The sequence below is a fragment of the Aquitalea magnusonii genome (genome assembly GCF_002217795.2).
GTDB lineage: Bacteria > Pseudomonadota > Gammaproteobacteria > Burkholderiales > Chromobacteriaceae > Aquitalea > Aquitalea magnusonii_B.
In genome coordinates, this window is sequence record NZ_AP018823.1 from 3,798,004 (window position 1) to 3,821,998 (window position 23,995).

23 protein-coding genes are annotated in these 23,995 nt (G+C 61.9%); 8 read left to right on the forward strand and 15 right to left on the reverse strand.

Annotation, left to right across the window (positions count from 1 at the left end; translation table 11 throughout):
- The first annotated feature begins 53 nt into the window (after positions 1 to 53).
- Positions 54 to 1,910, forward strand: coding sequence for an asparagine synthase (glutamine-hydrolyzing) (asnB, locus tag DLM_RS17875; RefSeq protein ID WP_089083595.1), 1,857 nt, complete (start codon positions 54 to 56; stop codon positions 1,908 to 1,910).
- Here asnB and DLM_RS17880 read toward each other — a convergent pair.
- Entirely contained in the window at positions 1,907 to 2,713 is an 807-nt protein-coding gene (locus tag DLM_RS17880) for an AraC family transcriptional regulator (protein ID WP_089083596.1), read from the reverse strand. The two genes, asnB and DLM_RS17880, sit on opposite strands and share 4 nt — an antisense overlap.
- Positions 2,714 to 2,779: 66 nt before the next feature.
- Here DLM_RS17880 and DLM_RS17885 point away from each other — a divergent pair, with 66 nt between their 5' ends.
- Positions 2,780 to 4,009, forward strand: a complete 1,230-nt coding sequence (locus tag DLM_RS17885) for an MFS transporter (RefSeq protein WP_269461334.1) — start codon at positions 2,780 to 2,782, stop codon at positions 4,007 to 4,009.
- Between the two features lie 51 nt (positions 4,010 to 4,060).
- Here the strand turns inward: DLM_RS17885 and DLM_RS17890 are convergent, their stop codons facing one another.
- The 4 genes from DLM_RS17890 to metX all read right to left on the reverse strand — a co-directional run bounded on the left by DLM_RS17890 (position 4,061) and on the right by metX (position 7,642).
- Complete coding sequence (locus DLM_RS17890) at positions 4,061 to 4,462, reverse strand: MliC family protein (protein WP_089083597.1); 402 nt, start codon at positions 4,460 to 4,462, stop codon at positions 4,061 to 4,063.
- Positions 4,459 to 5,739, reverse strand: coding sequence for an AmpG family muropeptide MFS transporter (locus DLM_RS17895; RefSeq protein WP_089083598.1), 1,281 nt, complete (start codon positions 5,737 to 5,739; stop codon positions 4,459 to 4,461). Before DLM_RS17895 ends, DLM_RS17890 begins: the two co-directional genes overlap by 4 nt.
- 161 nt (positions 5,740 to 5,900) lie before the next feature.
- The gene (metW, locus tag DLM_RS17900; protein ID WP_089083599.1) at positions 5,901 to 6,503 is read right to left on the reverse strand and encodes a methionine biosynthesis protein MetW; all 603 of its coding nucleotides are present in this window, start codon (positions 6,501 to 6,503) and stop codon (positions 5,901 to 5,903) included.
- Positions 6,500 to 7,642: a homoserine O-succinyltransferase MetX gene (gene metX, locus DLM_RS17905; RefSeq protein ID WP_089083600.1), complete on the reverse strand. Its 1,143-nt coding sequence runs from the start codon at positions 7,640 to 7,642 to the stop codon at positions 6,500 to 6,502. Before metX ends, metW begins: the two co-directional genes overlap by 4 nt.
- 183 nt (positions 7,643 to 7,825) lie before the next feature.
- Between metX and DLM_RS17910 the strand changes: the two genes are divergently transcribed.
- The 4 genes from DLM_RS17910 (at position 7,826) to DLM_RS17925 (ending at position 10,698) form a co-directional block, all read left to right on the forward strand.
- The gene (locus tag DLM_RS17910) at positions 7,826 to 8,008 is read left to right on the forward strand and encodes a protein MIGRI (protein WP_089083601.1); all 183 of its coding nucleotides are present in this window, start codon (positions 7,826 to 7,828) and stop codon (positions 8,006 to 8,008) included.
- 88 nt (positions 8,009 to 8,096) lie between these two features.
- Positions 8,097 to 9,023, forward strand: coding sequence for a TIGR01212 family radical SAM protein (locus DLM_RS17915; protein WP_089083602.1), 927 nt, complete (start codon positions 8,097 to 8,099; stop codon positions 9,021 to 9,023).
- 141 nt (positions 9,024 to 9,164) lie between these two features.
- Complete coding sequence (msrP, locus tag DLM_RS17920; RefSeq protein ID WP_089083603.1) at positions 9,165 to 10,073, forward strand: protein-methionine-sulfoxide reductase catalytic subunit MsrP; 909 nt, start codon at positions 9,165 to 9,167, stop codon at positions 10,071 to 10,073.
- A 1-nt stretch (position 10,074) separates the two neighbouring features.
- Positions 10,075 to 10,698 carry a sulfite oxidase heme-binding subunit YedZ gene (locus DLM_RS17925; protein WP_089083604.1) on the forward strand — a complete coding sequence of 208 codons (624 nt, stop codon included), beginning with the start codon at positions 10,075 to 10,077 and terminating at the stop codon, positions 10,696 to 10,698.
- Here DLM_RS17925 and pcaF read toward each other — a convergent pair.
- The 6 genes from pcaF to DLM_RS17955 form a co-directional block, all read right to left on the reverse strand.
- On the reverse strand, positions 10,691 to 11,899 hold the full coding sequence (gene pcaF / locus DLM_RS17930) for a 3-oxoadipyl-CoA thiolase (RefSeq protein ID WP_089083605.1): 1,209 nt from the start codon (positions 11,897 to 11,899) through the stop codon (positions 10,691 to 10,693). The genes DLM_RS17925 and pcaF overlap by 8 nt on opposite strands.
- Complete coding sequence (locus tag DLM_RS17935; protein ID WP_089083606.1) at positions 11,899 to 13,431, reverse strand: 3-hydroxyacyl-CoA dehydrogenase; 1,533 nt, start codon at positions 13,429 to 13,431, stop codon at positions 11,899 to 11,901. The genes pcaF and DLM_RS17935 overlap by 1 nt, the downstream gene beginning before the upstream one ends.
- A 35-nt stretch (positions 13,432 to 13,466) precedes the next feature.
- Positions 13,467 to 14,255 (reverse strand): enoyl-CoA hydratase-related protein, encoded by a 789-nt coding sequence (locus DLM_RS17940; protein WP_089083607.1) that lies wholly within the window; start codon positions 14,253 to 14,255, stop codon positions 13,467 to 13,469.
- A gap of 27 nt (positions 14,256 to 14,282) precedes the next feature.
- Positions 14,283 to 15,632, reverse strand: a complete 1,350-nt coding sequence (locus tag DLM_RS17945; protein ID WP_089083608.1) for an MFS transporter — start codon at positions 15,630 to 15,632, stop codon at positions 14,283 to 14,285.
- Between the two features lie 79 nt (positions 15,633 to 15,711).
- Complete coding sequence (locus DLM_RS17950) at positions 15,712 to 16,905, reverse strand: CaiB/BaiF CoA transferase family protein (protein WP_089083609.1); 1,194 nt, start codon at positions 16,903 to 16,905, stop codon at positions 15,712 to 15,714.
- Positions 16,902 to 18,650: an acyl-CoA dehydrogenase family protein gene (locus DLM_RS17955; protein WP_089083610.1), complete on the reverse strand. Its 1,749-nt coding sequence runs from the start codon at positions 18,648 to 18,650 to the stop codon at positions 16,902 to 16,904. The genes DLM_RS17950 and DLM_RS17955 overlap by 4 nt, the downstream gene beginning before the upstream one ends.
- A 47-nt stretch (positions 18,651 to 18,697) precedes the next feature.
- On the opposite strand from DLM_RS17955, the gene DLM_RS17960 reads away from it, so the two are divergent.
- Together DLM_RS17960 and ybaK are read left to right on the forward strand one after the other, a co-directional pair.
- On the forward strand, positions 18,698 to 19,696 hold the full coding sequence (locus tag DLM_RS17960; RefSeq protein WP_145985885.1) for a LysR family transcriptional regulator: 999 nt from the start codon (positions 18,698 to 18,700) through the stop codon (positions 19,694 to 19,696).
- A gap of 117 nt (positions 19,697 to 19,813) precedes the next feature.
- Positions 19,814 to 20,296 carry a Cys-tRNA(Pro) deacylase gene (gene ybaK / locus DLM_RS17965; protein ID WP_089083612.1) on the forward strand — a complete coding sequence of 161 codons (483 nt, stop codon included), beginning with the start codon at positions 19,814 to 19,816 and terminating at the stop codon, positions 20,294 to 20,296.
- A gap of 271 nt (positions 20,297 to 20,567) precedes the next feature.
- Here ybaK and DLM_RS17970 read toward each other — a convergent pair whose 3' ends face one another.
- From DLM_RS17970 to DLM_RS17985, 4 genes are all read right to left on the reverse strand, one after another.
- Positions 20,568 to 22,022, reverse strand: a complete 1,455-nt coding sequence (locus DLM_RS17970; RefSeq protein ID WP_089083613.1) for a 4Fe-4S binding protein — start codon at positions 22,020 to 22,022, stop codon at positions 20,568 to 20,570.
- Positions 22,019 to 22,837 (reverse strand): FTR1 family iron permease, encoded by an 819-nt coding sequence (locus DLM_RS17975; protein WP_089083614.1) that lies wholly within the window; start codon positions 22,835 to 22,837, stop codon positions 22,019 to 22,021. The genes DLM_RS17970 and DLM_RS17975 overlap by 4 nt, the downstream gene beginning before the upstream one ends.
- Before the next feature lie 28 nt (positions 22,838 to 22,865).
- Complete coding sequence (locus DLM_RS17980) at positions 22,866 to 23,189, reverse strand: cupredoxin domain-containing protein (protein ID WP_089083615.1); 324 nt, start codon at positions 23,187 to 23,189, stop codon at positions 22,866 to 22,868.
- 135 nt (positions 23,190 to 23,324) lie between these two features.
- Positions 23,325 to 23,870, reverse strand: coding sequence for an iron transporter (locus DLM_RS17985; protein ID WP_089083616.1), 546 nt, complete (start codon positions 23,868 to 23,870; stop codon positions 23,325 to 23,327).
- Between the last annotated feature and the right edge of the window lie 125 nt (positions 23,871 to 23,995).

The window sequence follows — 23,995 nt, forward strand, 5'->3', positions numbered from 1 at the left end:
CGCCACGACTGGCCGTCGGCACGCTGCCACGGCCAGGATCAGGATCATGCTTTATGTGCGGAATCGCCGGTTTCTTCTCCCGACACCCAGTGGCAGCAGCCACCGCCGATGCCATGCTGCTGGAGCTGGCCAGGCGCGGCCCGGATGCCGCCCACCAGCTACGGCTGGATGCGCAAGGAGGACAGGCAGGAGCGGACAATATCCACAACGCCTTGCTGCATGCACGCCTGTCCATCATCGACCCGCGCCCCGAGGCCGACCAGCCGATGCACAACGACGATGGCCAGGTATGGATCTGCTACAACGGCGAGGTGTACGACTGGGAAGACAGCAAGCGCGAGCTGGAACAGGCCGGCGCGGTGTTCCGCACCCATTCCGATACCGAATTCATCCTGCGGGCTTACGAAGCCTGGGGCATTGACGGCTTGCTGGCGCGCCTGCGCGGCATGTTTGCCTTTGCCATTCTCGACCTGCGCCAGGGCAAGGTGCATCTGGCACGCGACCGCATGGGCGAAAAACCGCTGCTGTATGCGCTGCTGGATGGCAATCTGGCCTTCGGCTCGCTGGTGCGTTCGGTGCTGCCCTTTCTGCCTTTGCCTGCCCGCCAGTTCAGCCCAGCCGCCATCGACGCCTATCTGGCGCACCGCTATATCCCGGCACCGGCCACCGTATTCGAAAACATCCAGCGGCTGGAAAACGGCTATTGCCTGGAGTTCGACCTTGCCAGTCGTCAATTGAAGAAACGTCGCTACTGGCAACCGCAGGCCACGGCGGGTGACTGGCTGCCCGAGCTGGACCGCGCCGTAGCCATGCGTACCGTGGCCGACCGCCCGCTGGGCGTGCTGCTGTCCGGTGGCATTGACTCCACCCTGATTGCCAGCCGACTGGCCACCCAGGGCTATCAGCAGTTTTCCACCTTTACCGCGGCCTTTCCCGGCAGCACGCTGGATGAATCGGTCGACGCGGCAGATTCCGCCCAGCGCATGGGGCTGAGCAATATCCGCATCGACATGCCGGAAAATCTGGCGGCGGATTTCTCGCGCATTGTGGCCGATCTGGACCAGCCCTTTGCCGACCCGTCCAGCTTTCCCACCTGGTATCTGGCACGCGAGGTCAGCAAGCATGTAAAAGTGGTGCTGGTGGGCGATGGCGGTGATGAGCTGCTGGCCGGTTACAAGCGCATGAACAAGCACCTGCGCACCCGCTGGCGGCGTCACCTGCAACTGCCGCTGGGCATCCGTCCCTCACTGGACGGCAAACAGGGCAAGCTGGGTACCGAACTGGCGATGAGCTGGACGGAGGCCTATTCGCTGCGTTTTTCCGGCATGACCCCAGGCCAGCGCCGCTACCTGCAAGCAGGGCGGGAGCTACAAAAACTGAGCTACTGGCGCGCAGCGGACGATATCGGCCCGGAGGCCAGCGATGCCATCCCCGGCCTGCAAAGCCTGCTGGCCATCGACTTCGCCAATTACCTGCCGGACTACATCCTGCAAAAGTCGGACCTGTGTACCATGGCGCACGGGCTGGAAGGCCGCGCCCCGCTGCTGGACCACGGCTTGTACCAGCATCTGCTGGCCACGACTGACGCCGAGCGCTACACCCAGCCTGCCAAGCTGATTTTCCGCCGCGCCATGCACCCGGCCCTGCCGGCCGACTTTTTCCAGCGCAAGAAACGCGGCTTCAACCCGCCGCTTGCCGGCTGGCTGAAAACCAGTCTGGCCGAGCGTTTTGCCGGCCTTGGCAGCCGGCTGAGCCGCCAGACCGACAACTTGCTGGATGCCACCGCCGTGGATGCCTTTGCCCAGGCTTACCGGGGTGGCAAGGAGGCGCTGGCCGAGCAGATGCTGCAATTGCTGATTCTGGACGAAAGCCTGACCCAGTTGGACGCGCTGCGCCGCGCCCTGCCCTAACCCCCACATATCACCGCGTAATCATCATCCGGCAGCGGGGCATAAAAGCTGCTGGGCGATACGCCCAGTTCGCGCTTGAACATGGTGGCAAAGGCACTGGGGCTGGCATAACCCAGGTCCAGTGCCACTTCCAGCACGCTGGCCCCGCAGGCCAGTTTTTCCAGCGCGGCAATCAGCCGTGCCTGCCGCCGCCACTGCCCCAGTGACAAGCCGGTTTCCCGGCTGAAGCGCCGCTGCAAGGTGCGTGGGTCCATCGCCAGTTGCGTGGCCCACTCCTCCACCGAACGGGCATCCGCCGGCTCGGCCAGCAATACATCACACAAACCTTGCAAGGCCGGGCTTTGCGGCCGTGGCAGGGACAAGGCCAGCGTGGGCAGGCTGCGGATTTCATCCAGCAGCAGCTTCATCAGCCGCTCATCGCGTGAATCCGGTGCATAGGGTACGGCGATGCTCATTGCCGCCAGAATCAGCTCGCGCAGCAAGGGGGAGATGGCCAGCACCCGGCACTCCTGCGGCAGGCCTTCCAGACTATCCTTGCGCACATACACCGTGCGCATGCGCACTGCGCTGATCATCCGCACCTGGTGCCAGGTGTCGATTGGCAGCCAGATGCCACGGGTAGGCGGCACGATCCACTGCCCCAGCGCCGTGCTCACCACCATCACGCCTTCCACCGCATACAAGAGTTGCGCCGTGGGGTGGGCATGGCGCGGCGTGTTTTCACCCGCTGGGTAATCACGCGCCTTGGCCACGACCGGGGCGATACCGGTGTCGTACTGGTGCAGATGTAGATAATCATTCATGACTGTCATTTTCTAAAAGATGATCGCCCCGAATGCGCAAGACGGGCAGGAATAGCCCTTGATAGCATGATGAACCCTCCACCACAAGACGACATCATCATGACAAGCGCCAGCCAGAGCATGGCCCCGCCGCAGGACACCCGCTTCCGGGTTTTGGGTGCCATCAGCTTTACCCATTTCCTCAACGACATGTTGCAGTCGCTGATTCTGGCCATCTACCCGGTACTCAAGGGCGGCTTTCATCTGAGCTTTGCCCAGATCGGCCTGATGACGCTGGTTTACCAGTGTACCGCCTCGCTATTGCAACCGCTGGTGGGCATTTACACCGACAAGCGGCCGCTGCCCTATTCGCTGGTTTTCGGCATGGGCGCCACCCTGTGCGGCCTGTTGCTGCTGTCGGTGGCGTCCAGCTATCCGGTGCTGCTGATGGCCGCCGCGCTGGTCGGCACCGGCTCGTCCATCTTCCATCCGGAATCCTCCCGTGTGGCACGCATGGCCTCCGGTGGTCGCCACGGCCTGGCGCAATCACTGTTTCAGGTGGGCGGCAATGCCGGCACCGCCACCGGCCCCTTGCTGGCCGCACTGGTGGTGTTTCCCTATGGTCAGCCCAGCCTGGCGTGGTTTTCGCTGGCGGCTCTCCTGGGCATGCTGGTGCTGTGGCGCATTGGTAACTGGTATGCCCACCAGCAGCGCACCGCCAAGGCACACAAGGCCGTCGTGGCCACCGGTCTGTCGCCGCAGCGCACGGCGTTCACACTGGGCGTGCTGGTGCTGTTGGTGTTCTCCAAGTATTTCTACCTCACCAGCATTACCAGCTATTTCACCTTCTACCTGATGCAGCACTTCGGGCTGGGGGTGCAGGCGGCACAACTGCATCTGTTCATCTTCCTGTTTGCCGTCGCTGCCGGTACCGTACTGGGCGGGCCGATTGGCGATGCCATTGGCCGCAAGCGGGTGATCTGGTTCTCGATTCTGGGTGTGGCCCCGTTTACCCTCGCGCTGCCGCATGTGGACCTGTTCTGGACCAGCGTGCTGTCCTTCATCATCGGCTTCATCCTGGCTTCGGCCTTCTCCGCCATCCTGGTGTATGCGCAGGAGCTGGTGCCGGGCAAGGTGGGCATGGTGTCCGGGCTGTTCTTCGGCTTTGCCTTCGGCATTGGCGGCATTGGTGCGGCGGTACTGGGCAAGGTGGCCGACCACTACGGCATCGAAACCGTCTATCAGCTATGCGCCTACCTGCCGCTGCTGGGCATCATTACCGTGCTGCTGCCGGATTTGCACCACAAAAAAGCCTGAGACAACGCGACTGCTGGCACACAGCAAAACCGGCCTTGAGGGCCGGTTTTTTCATGGTGCCGGCGTGGTGGGAACCGGGGTGGCGGCGACCAGCAAGGGCTGGCAATCGCGCGCCAGTGTGCGCCCGCCACGGGTCAGCAAGATTGCCTGCTCGCCCTTGTTCCACCACACCAGTTGCTGACTGGCATAGCGCGCGCCGCTGGCACTGCTCACCCGCACCAGCCGGTAATGGCGGCCATGCCAGCTGATGCGGATGGGCACCACGTCTTCCACTTCCGACTGCGGATATTCCACGCTGACCGTGCGCTGGGCGGCGCACTGGTAATCCACCTTTTGCAATACCACCGTATTGCCTGCGGGTGGCGCGGCAGGTTCCGGCACAGCTTCCGGCCCCGGTGCAGCCAGCGCCGGCAGGCTTAGCACACTCAACAACAAGGTGATTGCGGTTTTCATGATGCTTCCTCGCTCAAATCATCCCCCCGCCACGGGGCAACTTTCAGCAGCAACAACATGCCGGGCAACGCCAGCAGGGTACACAGCAGGAAAAAACCCACCCAACCCACTTGATTGACAATAAAACCGGTGGCCGCATTAGCGAAGGTACGCGGCACCGCCGACAAGCTGGTAAACAGGGCAAACTGGGTGGCGGTATAGGCCGGGTGGGTAGTGCGGGCAATAAAGGCGACAAAGGCTGCCGTGCCCAGGCCCACACCCAGTGCCTCGAAACCGATGACCACCGCCAGTTGCGCCAGTTGTGTGGAGCCGATCTGCTGAAAATGGCCATAGCTGGCCAGCCAGGCAAAACCCAGAATCGACAATACCTGCACCACGCCAAACAGCCACAGCGCGCGGTTGATGCCCAGCTTGAGCATCCACACCCCGCCCAGCAGCGCGCCGATCACCGCCGGCCACAAGCCGGCATTCTTGGCTACCAGGCCGATCTCCGACTTGGCAAAGCCCATGTCCAGATAAAACGGCGTGGCCAGCGCGGTGGCCATGCTGTCGCCCAGCTTGTACAGGAAGATGAAACCCAGAATGGTGGCGGCGCTGTGCCAACCCTGGCGGTGGACGAATTCCTCAAACGGCTCCACCACCGCCTCGCGCAGGGTTTTGGGTGGCGCAGCGGCCAGCCTGGGTTCAGACACCAGCAGGGTCATGATCGGCCCCGGCAGCATGAACAGCGCGGTGATGATGAATACATTGGCCCAACTGGTGTGATCGGCCAGAATCAGCGACAAGGCACCCGGCACCAATCCGGCCAGACGGTAGGCATTGATATGTACCGAGTTGCCCAGCCCCAGCTCGGCATCCGGCAGCAGCTCGCGCCGGTAAGCGTCCAGCACGATGTCCTGGCTGGCCGAGAAGAAGGCCACCACCGCGGCCAGCGCGGCAATCGCTTGCAATTGCAGCCGTGGATCAAACAGACCGAACAAGGCCATGCTCACCAGCAAGGCCAGTTGGCTGAGCAGCATCCAGCCGCGGCGACGTCCCAACAGCGGCGGGACAAAGCGATCCAGCAACGGCGACCAGAGGAATTTCCAGGTATAAGGCAGGCCGATCAGGGCAAACAGGCCGATGGCTTTTAGATCCACCCCTTCGCTGCGCAACCAGGCGGGCAACAGATTGATCAGCAGATAAAGCGGCAGGCCGGAAGCAAAGCCGGTACAGATGCAGATCAGCATGCGAGGCGACAGGATGGCCTGCCGCCAGTGAACGGAAGTGTGCGTCATGTATCCTTGCGACCGGAGCCGCTAATGCAAACAGGCAGCCACCGCTGCCTGCAGAGCCGCAAACAAAAGAAACCTGCTGCTGCGTGCTGCCTCCTTGCCCGGCGCTTTGCCTCAGGGGCGCTACGCGGTTTTGTTGGCGGCTCTTAGTGGGTTATCAATGATCAGGCAGGCTGGCGCGCCACCCGGTAAAACGCCAGGCTGCCGCGCAGATTGGGCAGAAAGAGAATGCGCTTGCCTTCGTTCATCACCACCCGCTCCAGCACCTGGATACCATTCTTGGCACACAGCGCCTCAAAGTCACCCAGCATGCACCAATGGATGTTAGGCGTGTTGTACCACTGGTAAGGGATGGTTTCCGACACCGGCATATGGCCTTGCAGGATTTGCCAGCGGTTTTCCCAGTAGCCAAAGTTGGGGAAGGTGACGATGGCCTCGCGGCCCACACGCAGCATTTCCACCAGAATCTGCTCGGTATTGTGCATGGCCTGAATGGTTTGCGACAACACCACATGGTCGAAACGCTGGTCTTCAAACTCGGCCAGACCGGTTTCCAGGTTGCCCTGGATGGCGTTGACGCCGGCTTGCACGCAGCGCACCACATTGTTGACGTCAAAGTCCACGCCATAGCCGCGCACGGCTTTATGGCGGTTCAGCCAGGACAGCAAGGCACCATCGCCGCAGCCCAGGTCCAGCACCCGGCTGGCAGGGGCTACCCAGTCGGCAATCAGTTGCAGGTCGGCCCGCAAAGTGTTGGCAGTGCTCATGCGTTCACCTCCTCGGCCACACGGTTCAGATAGGCGCGCATCAGGTTGACATAGGGCGCATCCAGCATCAGGAAGGCATCATGGCCGTGTACCGATTCGATTTCGCCGTACACCACTTCCTTGTCCGCCGCCACCAGCGCCTTGACGATTTCGCGCGAACGCTCCGGCGAAAAACGCCAGTCCGAGGTAAAGCTGGCCACCATGAAACGGGCGCTGGCTTTTCTCAGCGCCGCCACCAGGTCGTCGTTCAGGTCCTTGGCCGGGTCGAAGTAATCCAGTGCCTTGGTCATCAGCAAATAGGTGTTGGCATCGAAATAATCAGAGAACTTGTCGCCTTGATAACGCAGGTAGGATTCGATTTCGAATTCCACCTCGTAACCAAACTGGTAATCGCCGCTTTTGAGCATGCGGCCGAATTTCTCCCCCATGCCGTCATCGGACAGATAGGTGATATGGCCCAGCATGCGCGCCAGCCGCAGGCCACGCCGCGGAATGGCATCGTGGGCGTAGTAGTCGCCGCCGTGGAAATCCGGGTCGGTAAGGATGGCCTGACGGGCGACATCGTTGAAGGCAATGTTCTGTGCCGACAGCTTGGGTGCAGACGCAATCACCAGTGCATGCGCCACCCGTTCCGGGTAATCGATGCTCCATTGCAGGGTTTGCATGCCGCCCAGGCTGCCACCGATGATGGCGGCCCAGCGGTCTATGCCCAGCCGGTCGGCCAGTCGCGCTTGCGAGCGCACCCAGTCCGGCACCGTCACCACCGGGAAGGAAGACCCCCAGGGCTGGCCGGTGGCCGGGTTGATGGAGGACGGGCCGGTACTGCCGTGGCAGCCGCCCAGATTGTTTACCCCCACCACAAAGAAGCGGTCGGTATCGATGGGTTTGCCCGGCCCCACCATATTGTCCCACCAGCCTGCCGCCTTATCTTCCGGCGTGTAGCGCCCCGCCACATGGTGGTGGCCGGACAGCGCATGGCAGATCAGGATGGCATTGCTGCGCGCGGCATTGAGCGTGCCATAGGTTTCAAAACACAGCTGGTAATCAGGCAGTACGGCACCGCTGGCCAGTTGCAGCGGGGTATCGAATACCGCTGTCTGCGCCTGTACGATGCCGACGGACCTTGTCAGATCAGACATAACAAAAAAGGCCTCTATTGATTATTGCCCCGCCGGCGGCCTTGCCGGCCATTCTCGTTGCGGGGCCTCCTGTAGGCTACGGCTGCTATCATCGCCTGTCTGGCCGATTATATCCATAGCCTTGCTTGCTACCGTTTCGCATGCACCGCATAATCGGCCCGGTTTTCTTACCCCGTCCCTGCCATGATCGGTCGCCTGTTCCGCCTGTTGCTGCTGTTTGCCGTGCTGTATGCCATCGCACGCTGGCTGCTGGACCGGCGTCAGCGGGCCAGCCTGCGCGAATTCGTCAGCACGCTGGCCACCGCCTTGCTGGCCGCCTCGGCCATTTTCGTGCTGCTGTACTGGCTGGGCTTTCACCAGCTCTAAGGCGCAAGCCTTGATATGGCACAGGGCCATGCCGGGGCAAACGGCCTAAGCTGTGGGCTTTTCTGCCTGCACTCTGCCGTTTAGCACCATGGACCTTACCGCTCACCTGCATACCTTTGGCCATTACCTCAAGCGCCGTCACGGCCAGGCGGTACACAAGCTGTCACTGGCCGGTGACTTTACCTGCCCCAACCGCGACGGCACCCTGGGCCGGGGCGGCTGCACCTTCTGTAATGTCAAAAGCTTTGGCCGCGATGCCGCCGAACTGTCCATCAGCGGCCAGATTGCCCGCGAAAAGGACAAGACCGACCGCGCGCGCCGTTATCTGGCCTATTTTCAGGCCTACACCAGCACCTATGCCGAAGTCAGCCGCCTGCGCGAGCTATATGACGAAGCCACCACCGCTGCGGATGTGGTGGGCCTGTGCGTGGGCACCCGGCCGGACTGCGTGCCGGACAGCGCGCTGGAGCTGCTGGCCAGTTATCAGGCTGCCGGCAAGGAAGTGTGGCTGGAGCTGGGCTTGCAAACCGCGCATGACCACACCCAGCGCCGCATCCTGCGCGGCCACACCCTGGCCGATTACCGCGATGCGGTGCGCCGCGCCCAGCAGCATGGCCTCAAGGTATGTACCCACCTGATTGCCGGTCTGCCCGGTGAAGATGCCGCCGATGTGCATGCCACGCTGGATACCGTGCTGGAAATCGGTGTGCAGGGGCTGAAGCTGCACCCGCTGATGATTGTGCGTGGCAGCCGCATGGCCGCCCAGCATCAGCGTGGTGAAGTCTCGGCCATGGCGCTGGGTGATTACGCGCACCTGGCCGCTTCCTTGATTCGCCATACCCCGCCGGAGGTGGTGTTCCACCGCATTTCCGCCACCGCGCAGGCCCCCACCCTGATTGCGCCGGACTGGTGCGGCCCGCGCTGGACTGCTCTGCAAGCCATTGGCCAGTTGCTGGCGCGCGATGGTGGCCAGGGCAGCGCGCTGGGGCGGTGCTGGTCGGCACAGGCGGCCTGAGCGCAGCGTTATTCCGTTAACGAGCGGCGGCTTAACACAAATTAGCCATTGGCTATCAAACCAGCCTGAACAATCGTAAAGATTGCATGTCAGATTCTCCCTGTTGCTGCGACAAAGAAGCACAGCACTGGAGAAACCATCATGCTCATCAAGAAACCCGCCGACATCCAGCCTTCGGAAATCACCCCCGAAGGCGTGTATTTCAACCGCCGCCAGTTCATGCTGGGTAGTGCCGGCCTGCTGCTGTCCGGCGAAACCCTGGCCGCACTAGCCAGCAAGAAAAGCCCGCTGTCCACCAGCGACAAGCCCAACAGCCTGAAAGACATCAGCAGCTATAACAATTTCTACGAGTTTGGCACCGACAAGAGCGAACCGGCCATGTACGCCGGTTCCTTGAAAACCCGGCCGTGGAATGTGGTAGTGGACGGTGAAGTGGGCAAGCCGCGCAGCTTTGGCATCGAAGAACTGCTGAAGCAGCCGCTGGAAGAACGCATTTACCGCCTGCGCTGCGTGGAAGGCTGGAGCATGGTGATTCCGTGGATAGGCTTTCCGCTCTCCAGCCTGCTTAAACAAGTAGCACCCAATTCGCGCGCCAAATACGTGGCCTTCGAAACCCTGCAACGCCCGTCCGAGATGCCCGGTCAGCGCAGCCGCGTACTGGACTGGCCTTACCGCGAGGGCCTGCGCATGGATGAAGCCATGCATCCGCTCACCATCCTGGCCGTCGGCCTGTACAACGATGTGCTGCCCAACCAGAACGGCGCGCCCATCCGCCTGGTGGTGCCGTGGAAATACGGCTTCAAGAGCATCAAGTCCATCGTGCGCATCCATCTGCAAGAGCAAATGCCCGCCACCAGCTGGAATATGGCCAATGCCCACGAGTACGGCTTCTATTCCAATGTGAACCCGGAAGTGGACCACCCGCGCTGGAGCCAGGCCAGCGAGCGGCGCATCGGCGAATTCCTCAAGCGCAAGACGCTGATGTTCAACGGCTATGGCGATCAGGTGGCCAGCCTGTACCGTGGCATGGACCTGCGCAAGAACTTCTGACATGACTACCCTGCGCATGAAAAACCCTGCTGCCGCCCGCCAGCCTGCCCGCTTCAACTGGCTGAAGATTGCGGTCTTTGTACTCTGCCTGCTGCCACTGGCCCGCGCGGCGTGGATTGTGCTGTCCGGCGACGCCGTCAACCCGGTGGAGTTCATCACCCGCTCCACCGGCACCTGGACGCTGAGCTTCCTGCTGATCACCCTGGCCATCAGCCCCTTGCGCCAGCTATCCGGCTGGGGCTGGCCGCTGCGCCTGCGCCGCATGCTGGGCCTGTATGCTTTCTTTTATGGCAGCCTGCACCTGAGCACCTATGTGTGGCTGGATCAGTTTTTTGACTGGCCGGGCATGCTGCACGACATCATCAAGCGCCCCTTCATTACCGTGGGCTTTGCCGCCATGCTGCTGATGACGCCGCTGGCCATCACCTCCACCCAGGGCTGGATGAAACGGCTGAAACGCAATTGGGGCAAGCTGCACCAGCTGGTTTACCCGGTGGCGCTGCTGGGCGTGCTGCACTACTGGTGGCTGGTGAAGAAAGACCTCACCCAGCCCATGTTCTACGCCGTAGTGCTGGCGGTGTTGCTGGGCTGGCGCCTGTACCGCAGGCTGCGCCGCTCTAGCTGACCCGCTCCAGCACCACGGCAATGCCCTGCCCCACGCCGATACACATGCTGCACAAGGCATAACGGCCCTGGCGGCGTTGCAGCTCGTAACTGGCGGTGGCCAACAAGCGTGCGCCGCTCATGCCCAGCGGATGGCCCATGGCAATCGCCCCGCCATTGGGATTGATGTAATCAGCATCCTCCGGCAGACCCAACTCGCGCAGCACCGCCAGTGCCTGGGCGGCAAAGGCTTCGTTGATTTCAATCACGTCCATTTGCTCCAGCCGCAACCCCAGCCGCTGCAACAGTTTGCGGCTGGCTGGCACCGGGCCGATGCCCATCAGCCGTGGTTCCACCCCGGCGCAGGCCATGCCCAGCACGCGGGTCAAGGGGCGCAGGCCGTGCTGCTGCACCGCACGCGCCGAGGCCAGCAGCAGCGCGCAAGCACCGTCATTCACCCCGGAGGCATTGCCAGCCGTCACCGACAGCTCCTTGCCATTGATGCCAGACAGCTTGGCCAGCCCTTCCAGCGTCACCTCCGGGCGCGGGTGCTCGTCGCAATCAAACACCCGCTCTGGCTGGCGCGGACGCGACAGCGTCACCGGGATGATTTCCGCGGCAAACCGCCCTTGCTGCTGCGCCGCCTGCCAGCGTTGCTGCGACTGCAAGGCAAAGCGGTCCTGATCGGCCCGGCTGATGCCAAAGGCGGCGGCTACATTGTCGGCGGTTTGCGGCATGGAGTCGGTGCCAAACTGCTTTGCCATCAAGGGATTGATAAAGCGCCAACCGATGGTGGTGTCAAACAGCGCCTGCGTGCGCTCAAACGCCTGCGCGGCCTTGCCCAGCACCATGGGTGCGCGCGACATGCTCTCCACCCCGCCGGCCAGCAGCAAATCGGCTTCGCCCAGCGCGATGCAGCGCGCGGCGCTGCCCACGGCATCCATACCGGAACCGCACAGGCGGTTCAGCGTCACCCCGGCAACCGTCATCGGCAGACCGGCCAGCAAGCCCGCCATGCGCGCCACATTGCGGTTGTCCTCGCCGGCCTGATTGGCACAACCCAGCCAGATATCATCCAGCACGCCCCAATCCAGCTCCGGATGGCGCGCGCGCAAGGCGCGCAAGGGCAAGGCGGCCAGATCGTCACAGCGGATGGAGGACAGGCTGCCGCCATAGCGGCCAATCGGAGTACGCACGGCATCACAAATATAAGCGTCTTGCATTACAGCACCTCGGCAGGGGATGACAGGGAAGAAAAGGCCTGTTGCTGCAGCCAGCCGGCAACACGGTAGTGGCCATCGCCGTGGTAATCCGCCAGGTGGCGCAGCACCTGGGCCAGCCAGCCATAGCCCAGCCGTCGGCCCCAGGCCAAGGGGCCTTGTGGATAATTCAGGCCCAGACACATGGCGTGGTCGATATCCTCCGCGCTGGCCAGGCCTTGCTGCAGCACGTCTGCCGCTTCGTTGACCAGCATGGCCACCGTGCGCAATACCGGCAGCCCGGCGGCATCCGGCAGATGACACAGGCGGATGCCTGCTGCATTCAGCAGTTGTTCCAGCGCCTGCCGCTGCGCCGGTGACAGGCCGGGGCTGGACTGGGCGGCCAGCAGGCTGACGTGCTGAAAATCAAAAGCCTGATCCAGCAGCAGGCAGGGTTGCTGCTCCGCCTGCTCACGCTGGGCAGCCGGGCGGCCATCGCTCAAGCAGACATGCGCGCTGCCGATGCGGAACAGCCAGTCCGCCGCCGCGTGTTGCGGCGCCAGTTGCACTCCGGCCTGCTGCAACCGTTGCGCCAGCACGACAGCCACCGGCTGCGCCGGATTGCAGATGATCTGGCGGCAGTCGGGCTGGCCGACGTGCAAGCGGTCCGGCTCGGCGGTCTGATCCTGCGGATAGCGGTAATAACCGCGACCGCTTTTGCGGCCCAGCCAGCCGGCCGCCACCATTTCCTGCTGAATCCACAGCGGGGTGTAGCGCGGGTCGTAACACATGGCCTGCCAGATGGAACGATGCACTGCCAGATTCACATCCAGGCCGATCAGGTCCATCAAGGCAAACGGCCCCATGCGAAAGCCACCGCTGTGCTGCAACAGGCGGTCCAGCGTGGCGCAATCGGCCAGACCATCCTGCAAGCAACGCAGGCTTTCCAGATAAAACGGTCTGGCAATGCGGTTGACGATGAAACCGGGGCTGGAGCGCACCAGCACCGTCTCCTTGCCCCAGGCGCGGGCGGTGGCGCGCACTTGCGCCAGCAGATCGGCATCGGTGGCCAGGCCGTGGACAATTTCCACCAGCCGCATGGCCGGAGCCGGGTTGAAGAAGTGCATGCCCACCAGCCGCTGCGGCGCGGCCATGGCGGCGGCAATGGCGCTGATGGACAGTGAGGAGGTATTGCTGGCCAGCAGGCAGTCCACAGCCACGATTTGCTCCAACTGGCAAAACAAGGCCTGCTTGGCGGCCAGGTCTTCGACAATGGCTTCAATCACCAAGCCGGCATCGGCCAGTTGCTGCAGTTGTTCGGCACGGGACAGCCGTGCGCACAAGTGCGCCACCTCTTCTGCAGATAACTTGCCTTTGTCGGCCTGGCGCTGCCACTGCTGCTGGATGGTTGCCACCGCCTGCGCGCTGGCATGGCCATTGGCATCATATAAACAGACCTGATGGCCTGCCGCAGCAGCCACCATGGCGATGCCACGGCCCATCACGCCACTGCCGATGATCGCCACCGGGCGGGATAAGGAAAGAGCGTGTTGCATGGCTTCTCTCTGTGCGAAATGGGGATGAAGACGGACTAGCAGCCCTGCCACTGTGGCGAACGTTTTTCCAGAAAGGCGCGGATGCCCTCCTGCCGGTCCTGGCTGGCCGACAGCGTGACAAAATGGGCACGCTCCTGTGCCAGCCCGGCGGACAGGCCGGTTTCCTGGGCCGCCAGCAAGGCCGCCTTGGCCAGACGCAAGGCCAGCGGGGCTTGCCGCGCAATACGCGCAGCCAGTGCCTGCGCCTTGGGCAGGCAATCGGCATCCGGCCATACCTCGGCCACCAGCCCGGCCTGCCTGGCTTCTTCGGCCCCGATAAAGTCGCCGCTGAGCACCATTTTCATCGCCAGCGACTTGCCCACCGCACGCAGCAGGCGCTGGGTGCCACCGGCCCCCGGCATGATGCCCAGCTTGATTTCCGGCTGGCCGAAACAGGCTGATTCCCCGGCAATGATGATGTCGGCGTGCATGGCCAGTTCGCAGCCGCCACCCAGCGCATAGCCACACACGGCAGCCAGCAGCGGCTTGGGAAAGCGGGCAATGGCGGCAAACAGCGCCGGGCGTTCATCGCACAGCATGGCGGGCAGCTTCTTGTCCGCCATCTCGGCCAGATCGGCCCCGGCGGCAAACACCTTGTCGCCACCGCTCAACACCACCACCGCCACGGCATCGTCCTGTTCGGCGCGCGCCAGCACCTGTACCAAGGCCTGCAGCAAGGGGGTGGACAAGGCATTACGCAGCGCAGGACGGTGCAGGGTGAGGGTCAGCACCCCCTCCACCGGAGCGGCACACTGCAATAAATCGGGGATATCGGCATAAGGCATGCTTGTTTCTCCTGGCGGCTGGATGGATCAACGCGGCTGTGCGGTTGTTGCAGCGGCAAGCGGGGTGTGCGCCACGCCGGCTGGCTGCGCATCCGGCTCCGGAATGCGTTTGAGCAGCCACAGGGTGCTGAACAGCGACACCAGTGCATAACAGCCAGAAATGACCGCCACCCAGCTGATGCCGCCAGTGACATTAAGCAGCCATTGCGCCAGCACCGGTGTGCCGCCGCCAATCAGCAGGGAACATAGCTGGTAGGAAAAGGACATGCCGGTGTAGCGCAGTTGCACCGGAAAAGCCTGGGCCAGCAGGCCGCCAATCGCACCGTAAAACATGGAATGCGGAATGGTGGCCAGGCACATGGCAGTCACGGCCAGCCAGTAGCTGCCGGTGGAGATGGCCCAGAACATCAGCGGCATCAGCAGAAATTCCGGCAGCAAGATCCACAAAATGGCCTTGGCCTTGTCCATGCGCGATACCAGCACTGCGCCAAACGGCTGCACCACAAACTGCACCACCAAGGCCCACAGGATGATCTGCAAAAAGGTTTCCCGGCCATACCCCAGCTCGCTGGTGGCCCAGGACAGGGCGAAGGTGGTTTTCAGATAAGTCACGTGGATGACGGTAGGCACCAGCATGGTCATCCATACCAGCATGCCGTGCTGGCGCAGCACACTCAGCAGCGGCAACCGCTCTACCTTTTTCTCGGCCATCACCTGCTGCATGGCCTTGGATTCGCTCAGTTGCAGGCGGATAAACAGCCCCACCAGCACCAGCACGGCAGACAACAGGAAGGGAATACGCCAGCCCCACTGTACAAACTCCGGCATGGGCATGCGGCCGAGCAGGAAGAACACCAGCGTGGCCAGCAGATTACCCGCCGGTGAGCCTTGCTGGGCAAACGCCGCATACAGGATGCCCTTGTTCTTGGGCGCGTTTTCGCTGGCAATCAGCACCGCCCCACCCCACTCGCCGCCCACGGCAATGCCCTGCACGATGCGCAGCAGCACCAGGCCGATGGGTGCCAGCACGCCAATGCTCTGGTAGGACGGCAGCAGGCCGATGCCCAGGGTGGACAGGCCCATCAGCATCAGGGTGATCACCAGCGTGGTCTTGCGACCGATACGGTCGCCAAAGTGGCCAAAAATGACCCCGCCCAGCGGCCGGGCGATAAAACCGGCCCACAGCGTGACAAAGGACAGCAGCGTGGCCACGCCCGGATCCAGTGTGGCCGGAAAGAACACCTTGCCGAACACCAGCGCGGCGGCAAGACCATAGATATAAAAGTCGTACCACTCGATGGTGGTGCCGACAAAGGCGGCAATGGCGGCACGCATTGGTTTTTTCTTGTCGTCCGCCTGGGTCTGCACGTGTTGCATGGATAGTGTCTCCAGAAAAAGGGCGCATCTCCCGGCACGGCACGCAGGCTGTTAGCGGGAGAAAGCGGGCAGGAATGGCTCAGTCGTGGCTGATCACCACCCCGGCATCCAGCAGGGCTTGTTGCTGTGCGTCCGCATAGCCCAGCTCACTCAGCACGGTGCGGCTGTGCTGGCCCAAGGCCGGAGGCGGCGTGTCATAGCGCGCCGGGGTACGGGACAGCTTGATCGGCGAGGCGGTACCACGGTACTCCCCCATGTCCACCAGCAACTGGCGGTAAGCGGTATGCGGATGGGCCACCACCTGCTCCACTCCCTGCACCGGCGCGCAAGGCACGCCGTCGTGCAGCAGGCGCGGGGCCAGCTCTTCAGCCCGGTGCTGACTGAGCGCCGCTTCCAGCGCCTGCTTGAGTTGCGGACGGTGGGCACAGCGGCTGCGGTTGTCGATGAAGCGCGGGTCGGCAGGCAAGCTGGCGATCTCCAGCATCTGGCACAGCCGGGCAAATTGCCGGTCATTGCCCACCGCCAGGTACAAGGGCACGCTGGCGGTGCGGTAGCTGTCGTAGGGCGCGATATTGGGATGGGCATTGCCACTGCGCGTCGTGGCCTTGCCGGAGCCAAAATAATTGGGCAGATGCGGATGCAGCAGCGACACACCGCAATCGTATAGCGCAATATCCAGCGACTGCCCCAGCCCGCTGCGCTCCCGCTCATACAACGCCAGCAAGATGCCGGACAAGGCATTCAGCCCGGTCACCATGTCCACCACCGGCAGCCCCACCCGCAATGGCGGCCCATCCTGCTCACCGTTGACGCTCATCAGCCCGGTCATCGCCTGGATGGCGGCATCGTAGCCGGGCAGCCCGCCCAGCGGTCCTTGTGCGCCAAAGCCGGTGACGGCGCAATGAATCAGCCGCGGAAAACGCGGTGCCAGATCGCGGGCATAATCCATGCCCCAGCGCGCCAGCGTGCCGGGCTTGAAGTTTTCCAGCAGCACATCGGCCTGCTCCAGCAACTGCCACACAATGGCGCGACCGGCCTCCTGCGACAGATCGACACAGATGGCCCGCTTGTTGCGATTGACCCCCTCGAAATACCAGGCGGTATCGCCCAGGAAGGGCGGCCCCCAGCCACGGGTTTCATCCCCGGAGGGCGGCTCCAGCTTGATGACATCCGCGCCATGGTCGGCCAGCGCCTGGCTGCAATACGGCCCGCCCAAGACCCGGCTCAGGTCCAGCACCCGCACGCCGTGCAAGGCTGCGCTTGCCGGCTTCATGGCTGTGCTCCTGCAGGCAGGCAGGCCATGGCTTCATCCAGGCTGCAGGGCTGGACTTCCAGCAGTTTGGCCGCCAGCGCGGGTGCCAGTGCGTCGGCATCCAGTTGCATCGGGTCACGTGGCAACACGCGATGGCGCAATACCAGATGGGCAATGGCCAGCCGCCGGTAATCCGGTGCCAGCCGGGCGCTTTCCCAGGCCATGAACAGGGCGGTCAGCACATGATAGAACTGGCTGCCCGCCTGTCGGATGGACTGCGCCTCGCCGCGCTCGGCCACCTGCAGCAGATTGTCAGCCGCCTGACGTAATACGCGGCGGAACAAGTGATCACTGGCAGCGGGCAGGCCAGCCTCGTCCAGCAGGGCCAGCGCATGGGCCAGCAAGGGCGGCAGCGCCCCGGCGCGCTTCACCGCGCGCAGGATGTCCAGCGCCACGATATTGCTGGTGCCTTCCCAGATGGAGCCCAGGTGGGCATCGCGCACAATGCGGGCATCGCTCCATTCCTCGATGTAACCCAGCCCGCCACGCACTTCCATGGCATCCCCAGTCACCCGGCGCGCATCGCGGCAGGTGCGGAACTTGATCAACGGCGTCAGCAGCCGTACCGCGCCTTGCGCGCTGGCATCGCCGGCATCGGCCCGCCCCAGCATTTGCGCGGTATGCATGAACATGGAACGGCCTTGCTCGGTGGGTAGCAGCATCTTCAGCAACTGGCGCTGCATCAGCGGCATATCGATCAGCCGCTGGCCAAAGGCATGGCGATGGCTGGCCACATGCAAGGCTTCGGACAAGGCACGGCGCATCAGCCCGGCAGACCTCACCCCGTTGGACAGCCGCGACATATTGATCATGTCGGCCATTTGCTGGAAGCCACGGCCAATCTGGCCAATCAGATAAGCCGTGGCACCTTCCAGCACAATCTCGCCGCTGGCCATGGAGCGAGTGCCCATTTTCGGTTTCAGCCGCACGATGCGGTAGGCATTGCGCGTGCCATCCGGCAAATGCTTGGGCAACAGGAACAGGCCCAAGCCGTGTATCCCCTTGGGAGCGCCTTCCGGGCGTGCCAGCACCATGGCCAGATCGGCATCCGGATTGGAGCAGAACCATTTGTCGCCATATAGCTGCCACTGTTTGCTGCCATCAGCCGCCTGGCTGCACACCGCACGGGTGGCCACCTGGCCGACATCCGAACCGGCCTGCTGCTCGGTAATGAACATCGCACCCTGATAGAGCTGGTCAAAATCCCGCGTGCTGAGGAAAGGCAAATAGCGCGCCACCAGGTCTGGCTCGCCAAACTTGCACAAGGTGCGGGTGAGTGAATCCGTCATGCTGACCGGGCAGCACAGGCCAAATTCTGCCTGCACAAATAGATATGTCAGGGCATATTTCAGCAATGGTGGGTTATTTTTTCCATCATGACTGAGCGATGCCAAACCCAATTCTGAATAAGCTACCTCTTCCAACTTGATATAGGCCGGGTGTTTTTCAATATGATCCACGGGCTCGGCGCGACGATTCCGTGGATACAACACCGGGGGATTCCGATCAGCCAGCAATGCCAGCTCATCCAATTCCGCCGTTATCCTGCCACCCAAATCAAACAACTGCTTTTTGATGCCGGAATAATAATCGGCACCAAGATGCAAGGACAGCAAAGCACCTAGATCTTTATCCAATGCAAAGAAATTACAATTCCTGCTATCGGGAATATTATTTCCACCATGACCATCCTGATGCATTGCCATTTGTTTTCTCCTCAAGAGTCATCACCCGGATCAAGCAATAGCCATGCTTGATTGATGAAGGAAAACAGGCTATTGGCATGGCAATACAGCGTCCAATACATTTAAATTCTCGAACGATAAATCATCGTTATCGTCATCCACGAAAGAAGGCAATGGAACTCAGACAATTGCGTAATTTCCTTGCAGTTGCTGAAGAACTGCATTTTGGCCGGGCAGCAAAACGGCTGCACATTTCACAGCCGGCCTTGAGTTTTGACATTCGGAAACTGGAAGAACGGATAGGGGTGCAATTATTCTTGCGCAACAGCAAGGAAGTTAGGCTGACCCAATGCGGTGATGCCTTGCTGATCAAATGCAGAAGCCTGCTGGAAAGTGCAGACGAATTGCAGCAAATGCTACACAGCTATGCGCAGGGAAAAAAAGGCTTTATTCGCCTGGGATTCATCAACTCGATGTTGCATCTGGGCTTGCCGCAGGTGGTACAACGCTTTGCCGCCCAATATCCTGGGGTGGACATTGCGCTCAAGGAAATGGGTACCCACGAACAGATTCAGGCCATCGAACAAGGGAAGATTGATCTTGGCTGTGCCAATGATGCGCACTTTCCCGCCGGCATCCTGGCGCAACGCGTGCTGGAAGAAGACTTTGTCTGCTGCCTGCCGCTTGACCACCCCTTGCATGCACAACAATGCATCGCACTGCCCTCACTGCAACAGCAACCATTCATCCTGTTTGCGCCAGAAGTCTCTCCACACTTTCACCACCAGATTCTGGCCCAATGCGCCGCGGCGGGGTTTCATCCGCGCATCCTGCATCAGGCACGCAGCTGGAAGTCCATCATCACCATGGTGGGGCTAGGATTGGGTGTGGCTCTGCTACCGGCAGGCTTGCAACACATTGATACCGACCGGGTCTGTTATCGGCCCGTGCCAGACTCCAGGCTGAAAATGCAGATCATGCTGTTATGTCGTCAGGAAGAGCAGGAAAGCTGCGTACATCTGCTTGGGAAAGAACTGTTATGCAGCATCCGCCCTGCCGCACACTGAGCCTGACCGGCAGGCGGCGCAGTCACCAGACGCCGCCGGCATAGCGCCGTACACCCGGTTTGCAGTTGACCGCCACAGCCACTAAAGTAGCCGTTTTGCCGTAACAGATAGACGGATATGTCCAAGGAAAAGACGCCAGTCACCCAGGCCATTCGCGTGCTGCGCGAACACAAAGTGGAGTACAGCGAGCATCTGTACAAATACGAGGACAAGGGCGGCACCACCGTGTCGGCACGCGAACTGGGCGTGGATGAACATTGCGTGGTGAAAACCCTGATCATGGAAGACGAACAGAAGCACCCGCTGATCGTGCTGATGCATGGCGACCGCGAAGTGGGCACCGGCATGCTGGCCAAGCAGATCGGGGTGAAGAAGATCAGCCCCTGCGACCCGAAAACCGCCGACAAGCACAGCGGCTATCAGGTGGGCGGCACCAGCCCGTTTGGCACCCGCCACCCGATGCCGGTGTATATGGAAAGCAGCATTGCCCAACTACCGCGCATCTATATCAATGGCGGCAAGCGCGGTTTCCTGATCGGCATCGACCCGCAGGAAGTCATTCGCGTGTTGCAGCCGGTGCTGGTTCAGGCGGCGGCCTGATGCCAGACACAAAACAGGGCGGTAAAACCGCCCTGTTTTGGCTGCAAACAAAGTGCTTTGCCACGGTTGCATTGGACCCGGCAACGCGGGGCCTTCCGACAAACTGCTTTATTGCGCAGCCTGCCATCTATTCCCGATCCCCGCCCTTGCCCTGCCAATTGAAGAAGGGAGGCTGGCTTCCCTTGCACAAAGCGAGAGGGCGTTTTCAATAATCAACAAGCCGCTTAGCGCGGCCTGTTGATTATTCGGGTGACTATTCGGGATAAGGGGTTTACCACCACCAGAACATGAAGCCCCAGGCGGCATCCACCAGCGCCATGCCGGCCAGCAGGCAAGCCAGTGCCGGCAAGGTACGCCAGCCGATCTGCCATTGCCGCACGATGCCCGCCGCCAGCCAGAGCGACCAGACATTGGCCAGCAACAGCAGGCCCAGACGCAAATCATTGGCCCACCCGGTGGCAATACCTTCAGCCTTGAGCAGGGTGACGGTCAGCGCCGACAGTCCCAGAAACACCCCGATACCGGCCAGCGGAATCAGGCTTTGAGCCAGATGATGCAGGCGCTGGCTGCGCCACGCGCCGGCCAGGCGCACCGCACAGGACAGCGCCAACAATAAGCCGCTGCCCAGCACCAACGCCGTACCCAGCATGTAGGCGATGATGGCCATGCCATCCAGCCAGGAAAACACGTCGTTGTGATCCGGGTAATGGGTAAGCAGCCACCACGGCGCATCGGTATCCAGCGGCCACATGATGTCGTGGTCCACCAGCCATTCGGCAGCCGCCTGCTTCAGGTCGACAAACCAGGGGCTGGCCGTCCAGTGAAAGCCACCCATGGCAATGCCCAGCAGACCATAGACAATCAGCAGGGTCTGCCACACCGTGGCCTCCTTGCCCGCCACCTTCACCACTTCCTCGGCCGGCGAGCGCAGGCTCAGGCTGATGGCATCACGGTGGCCACTGCACCGGCCACACATATGACAGCCACTGCCGCCCTGCATATGACGTAGCGGCTGCAAGGGCGCGCAGTCCACCGCCTGGATGCGGATGACGCCGGACTGGCGGGTGGATTCCTGCCAGCGCTGTTCATCCACCTTGTAATGCATGGGGGCCAGTTTGGAGAGCAGGGAAAACACACCGTTGACCGGACACAGATGACGGCACCAGGCGCGCTTGCCGCGGGTATACACCAGGCCGATGGCGATGGCCGCCACGGTGGAGCCGCCCAGCACCAGCAGTGCCGCCTTGGGATACTGATACACACTCACCAACTGGCCATACAGGGTGGTGAGGGCAAAGGCGACAAAGGGCCAGCCGTCCCAGCGCATCCAGCGCGGAATCGGTCGGCCCAGTCCCTTCTTGGCCGCCCATTCACTAAGCGCGCCTTCCGGGCAAAGCACACCGCACCACAGCCGGCCAAACAGCACCATGGACAGCAGTACAAACGGCCACCAGATGCCCCAGAACACGAACTGGGCAAAAATGGTGAGATTGTTGACGATGCGGGCGCTATCGCCTGGCAGCGGCAGCCAGGCAGGAATCAACAGCAGCGCCGCATACACCAGCACCACCAGCCACTGCAGCAGACGCAGGGTGCCGGCATGGTCGCGCAGCCAGTTGCCCACTGCGGCCAGGCGGCCATTGCCGGCGGCCGCATGGCTGCCGCAACCGCCAGACAGCGGGCGCAGCAGCTCGGGCCGACGACGGTGATCAGCAAGCGGCTTCATGCCGGCTGACGACGCTTGCGCCAGAAGAACATGCCAAACACCCCAGCCCAGAACAGGATATAGGCCAACAAGCTCATCAAGGCCGGATGGGCACGATAGCCGGTGAGCGAAGCCACTACCCCGCCGGCCGGACTCATGTCATCCAGCAGCGCCGAACTATCCCACAAGGGGTCGATCAGCGCGGGCAGGATTTCCATGGAAATCAGCTTCTCCACCCCGGCCAGGAACAAGGACGCACCCAGCAGCAGCAGCATGATTTCGGTCACGCGGAAGAACAGCCGCCAGGACAGCACCTTGCCGCCCAACTGCAACACGTAGAAAGTCAGGAAGGCCAGCGCCAGGCCCATCAGGGCGGCACCACTCATGTGCAGCAAGGTCTGGCCGTCGGCACTGCCCAGCATGCCGTACAGGAACACCACGGTTTCGCTGCCCTCACGCGCCACGGCGATGGCCACCAGCGTGGTGACACCCCACCAGTTGGCACTGCTGGCATTATCAGCCAGGCCGGATTCCAGCTCTTTTTTCAACGTGCGGCCATGCTCGCGCATCCACAGCACCATCTGCACGATCAGGCCGGAGGCCATGAATTCCATCACGGTCTGGAACACATCCTGCGAACCTGCCATCAGGGTGCTGGCAGAAAACAGCGCCACCGCCAGCAATACCGCCAGCGCAATCCCCAGCGCCACACCGCCCCACAAATAGGGTTTACCGGCCTTGCCCTGCGGGTTCTGGTTCATCCAGGCATTCAGAATGCCCACCACCAGCAAGGCTTCCACGCTTTCGCGCCAGACAATGAACAATACCTGACCCATTGTTTTACCTTCTTCCTGCGCATGTCACTTACTTGGCAACAATCACGCCCTGCGCGGTTGCCATGTGGAAATCATCGAAGAACTTGTACTCGCCTGCGGCCAGCGGCAGGATCACCACCGAGGACGTCACGCCCGGTGCCAATACTTTTTCCTTGCGCAGTTGGGTGCTTTCGAACTCGGCCGGCGTCTTGCCGGTATTGCTTACTTCCAGACGGAACTTGGTATTGACCGGCACCTGCAGGCGGGCGGGCTTGAGTACGCCGTCCTTCAGCTCCAGCCGGTAGGTGGGCATGTCGTCAGCCAGTGCCGACATCGACAGCAGTGCTGCCGTCAGAAACATCGCAACTTTCATGTGCAACCCCTGAATAGAAAACAGCGCTGGCTCAAATCAGCAGCGCTGTTTCTCATGATACTCCAACGGGAATGGTTTGCGTTTAGATTCGCATTACACTATGCCGCCAGGCCACGCTTGGGCAAACGCTGCGGCTTAGTAGCCGCCCTTCTTGCCGATGCCCGCATAGGTGAACTCGTAGTTCACTTCAAAGGACTTGTACCACGGACCCACGCCGGTTTCCTTGTCCACATGGCGGCCAAAGTGGGCGTGCGGGTTTTCCGACGGCGGCAGAATGGTCAGCTTCAGCTTGTACTTGCCCGGGCCTTGCAGCTTCACGTTATCGCCGTAGTGCGGGCCATCGTTGGCCACCATCGGCATCATATCGCCCTTGATGCTGCCCTTGCCGCCCACCTTGGTCAGTTCGTACTTGACCATCAGGTAAGGCATCCACGCGCCTTCTTCAAAACCGTTGGGATTGTTCTTGAGTGCGTGAATGTCGGCTTCCAGATGCACGTCGGACTCTTCGGCCTTGCGCATCATGCCTTCCGGCTCCATCTTGGTCGGCTGCAGGTAAACCGCACCAATTTCCATGCCATTCTTGATGGCCGGCTTGCCAATCGGGTATTCCTTGGCCGCAGCAACGGCGCTCAGGGTCAAGGCGGCAGAAGCCAGCAACAAGGTGCTTACGGTAGAACGCATGAGATGCCCTTTCTCAAAGCAGCAAGCAGCCGGTGTAGCTGCAAGGACTGCAAGCGAATGATAATTTTTCGCATTCTACATAGGAATCATTCTCTTTCGCAACATGCCCACACTGGCTTGTCAGG

Coding starts and splice junctions, on each gene's coding strand:
- asnB (WP_089083595.1), top strand. CDS start 54: ATGTGCGGAATCGCCGGTTTCTTCTCCCGACACCCAGTGGCAGCAGCC.
- DLM_RS17880 (WP_089083596.1), bottom strand. CDS start 2,713: ATGAATGATTATCTACATCTGCACCAGTACGACACCGGTATCGCCCCG.
- DLM_RS17885 (WP_269461334.1), top strand. CDS start 2,780: ATGATGAACCCTCCACCACAAGACGACATCATCATGACAAGCGCCAGC.
- DLM_RS17890 (WP_089083597.1), bottom strand. CDS start 4,462: ATGAAAACCGCAATCACCTTGTTGTTGAGTGTGCTAAGCCTGCCGGCG.
- DLM_RS17895 (WP_089083598.1), bottom strand. CDS start 5,739: ATGACGCACACTTCCGTTCACTGGCGGCAGGCCATCCTGTCGCCTCGC.
- metW (WP_089083599.1), bottom strand. CDS start 6,503: ATGAGCACTGCCAACACTTTGCGGGCCGACCTGCAACTGATTGCCGAC.
- metX (WP_089083600.1), bottom strand. CDS start 7,642: ATGTCTGATCTGACAAGGTCCGTCGGCATCGTACAGGCGCAGACAGCG.
- DLM_RS17910 (WP_089083601.1), top strand. CDS start 7,826: ATGATCGGTCGCCTGTTCCGCCTGTTGCTGCTGTTTGCCGTGCTGTAT.
- DLM_RS17915 (WP_089083602.1), top strand. CDS start 8,097: ATGGACCTTACCGCTCACCTGCATACCTTTGGCCATTACCTCAAGCGC.
- msrP (WP_089083603.1), top strand. CDS start 9,165: ATGCTCATCAAGAAACCCGCCGACATCCAGCCTTCGGAAATCACCCCC.
- DLM_RS17925 (WP_089083604.1), top strand. CDS start 10,075: ATGACTACCCTGCGCATGAAAAACCCTGCTGCCGCCCGCCAGCCTGCC.
- pcaF (WP_089083605.1), bottom strand. CDS start 11,899: ATGCAAGACGCTTATATTTGTGATGCCGTGCGTACTCCGATTGGCCGC.
- DLM_RS17935 (WP_089083606.1), bottom strand. CDS start 13,431: ATGCAACACGCTCTTTCCTTATCCCGCCCGGTGGCGATCATCGGCAGT.
- DLM_RS17940 (WP_089083607.1), bottom strand. CDS start 14,255: ATGCCTTATGCCGATATCCCCGATTTATTGCAGTGTGCCGCTCCGGTG.
- DLM_RS17945 (WP_089083608.1), bottom strand. CDS start 15,632: ATGCAACACGTGCAGACCCAGGCGGACGACAAGAAAAAACCAATGCGT.
- DLM_RS17950 (WP_089083609.1), bottom strand. CDS start 16,905: ATGAAGCCGGCAAGCGCAGCCTTGCACGGCGTGCGGGTGCTGGACCTG.
- DLM_RS17955 (WP_089083610.1), bottom strand. CDS start 18,650: ATGGCAATGCATCAGGATGGTCATGGTGGAAATAATATTCCCGATAGC.
- ybaK (WP_089083612.1), top strand. CDS start 19,814: ATGTCCAAGGAAAAGACGCCAGTCACCCAGGCCATTCGCGTGCTGCGC.
- DLM_RS17970 (WP_089083613.1), bottom strand. CDS start 22,022: ATGAAGCCGCTTGCTGATCACCGTCGTCGGCCCGAGCTGCTGCGCCCG.
- DLM_RS17975 (WP_089083614.1), bottom strand. CDS start 22,837: ATGGGTCAGGTATTGTTCATTGTCTGGCGCGAAAGCGTGGAAGCCTTG.
- DLM_RS17980 (WP_089083615.1), bottom strand. CDS start 23,189: ATGAAAGTTGCGATGTTTCTGACGGCAGCACTGCTGTCGATGTCGGCA.
- DLM_RS17985 (WP_089083616.1), bottom strand. CDS start 23,870: ATGCGTTCTACCGTAAGCACCTTGTTGCTGGCTTCTGCCGCCTTGACC.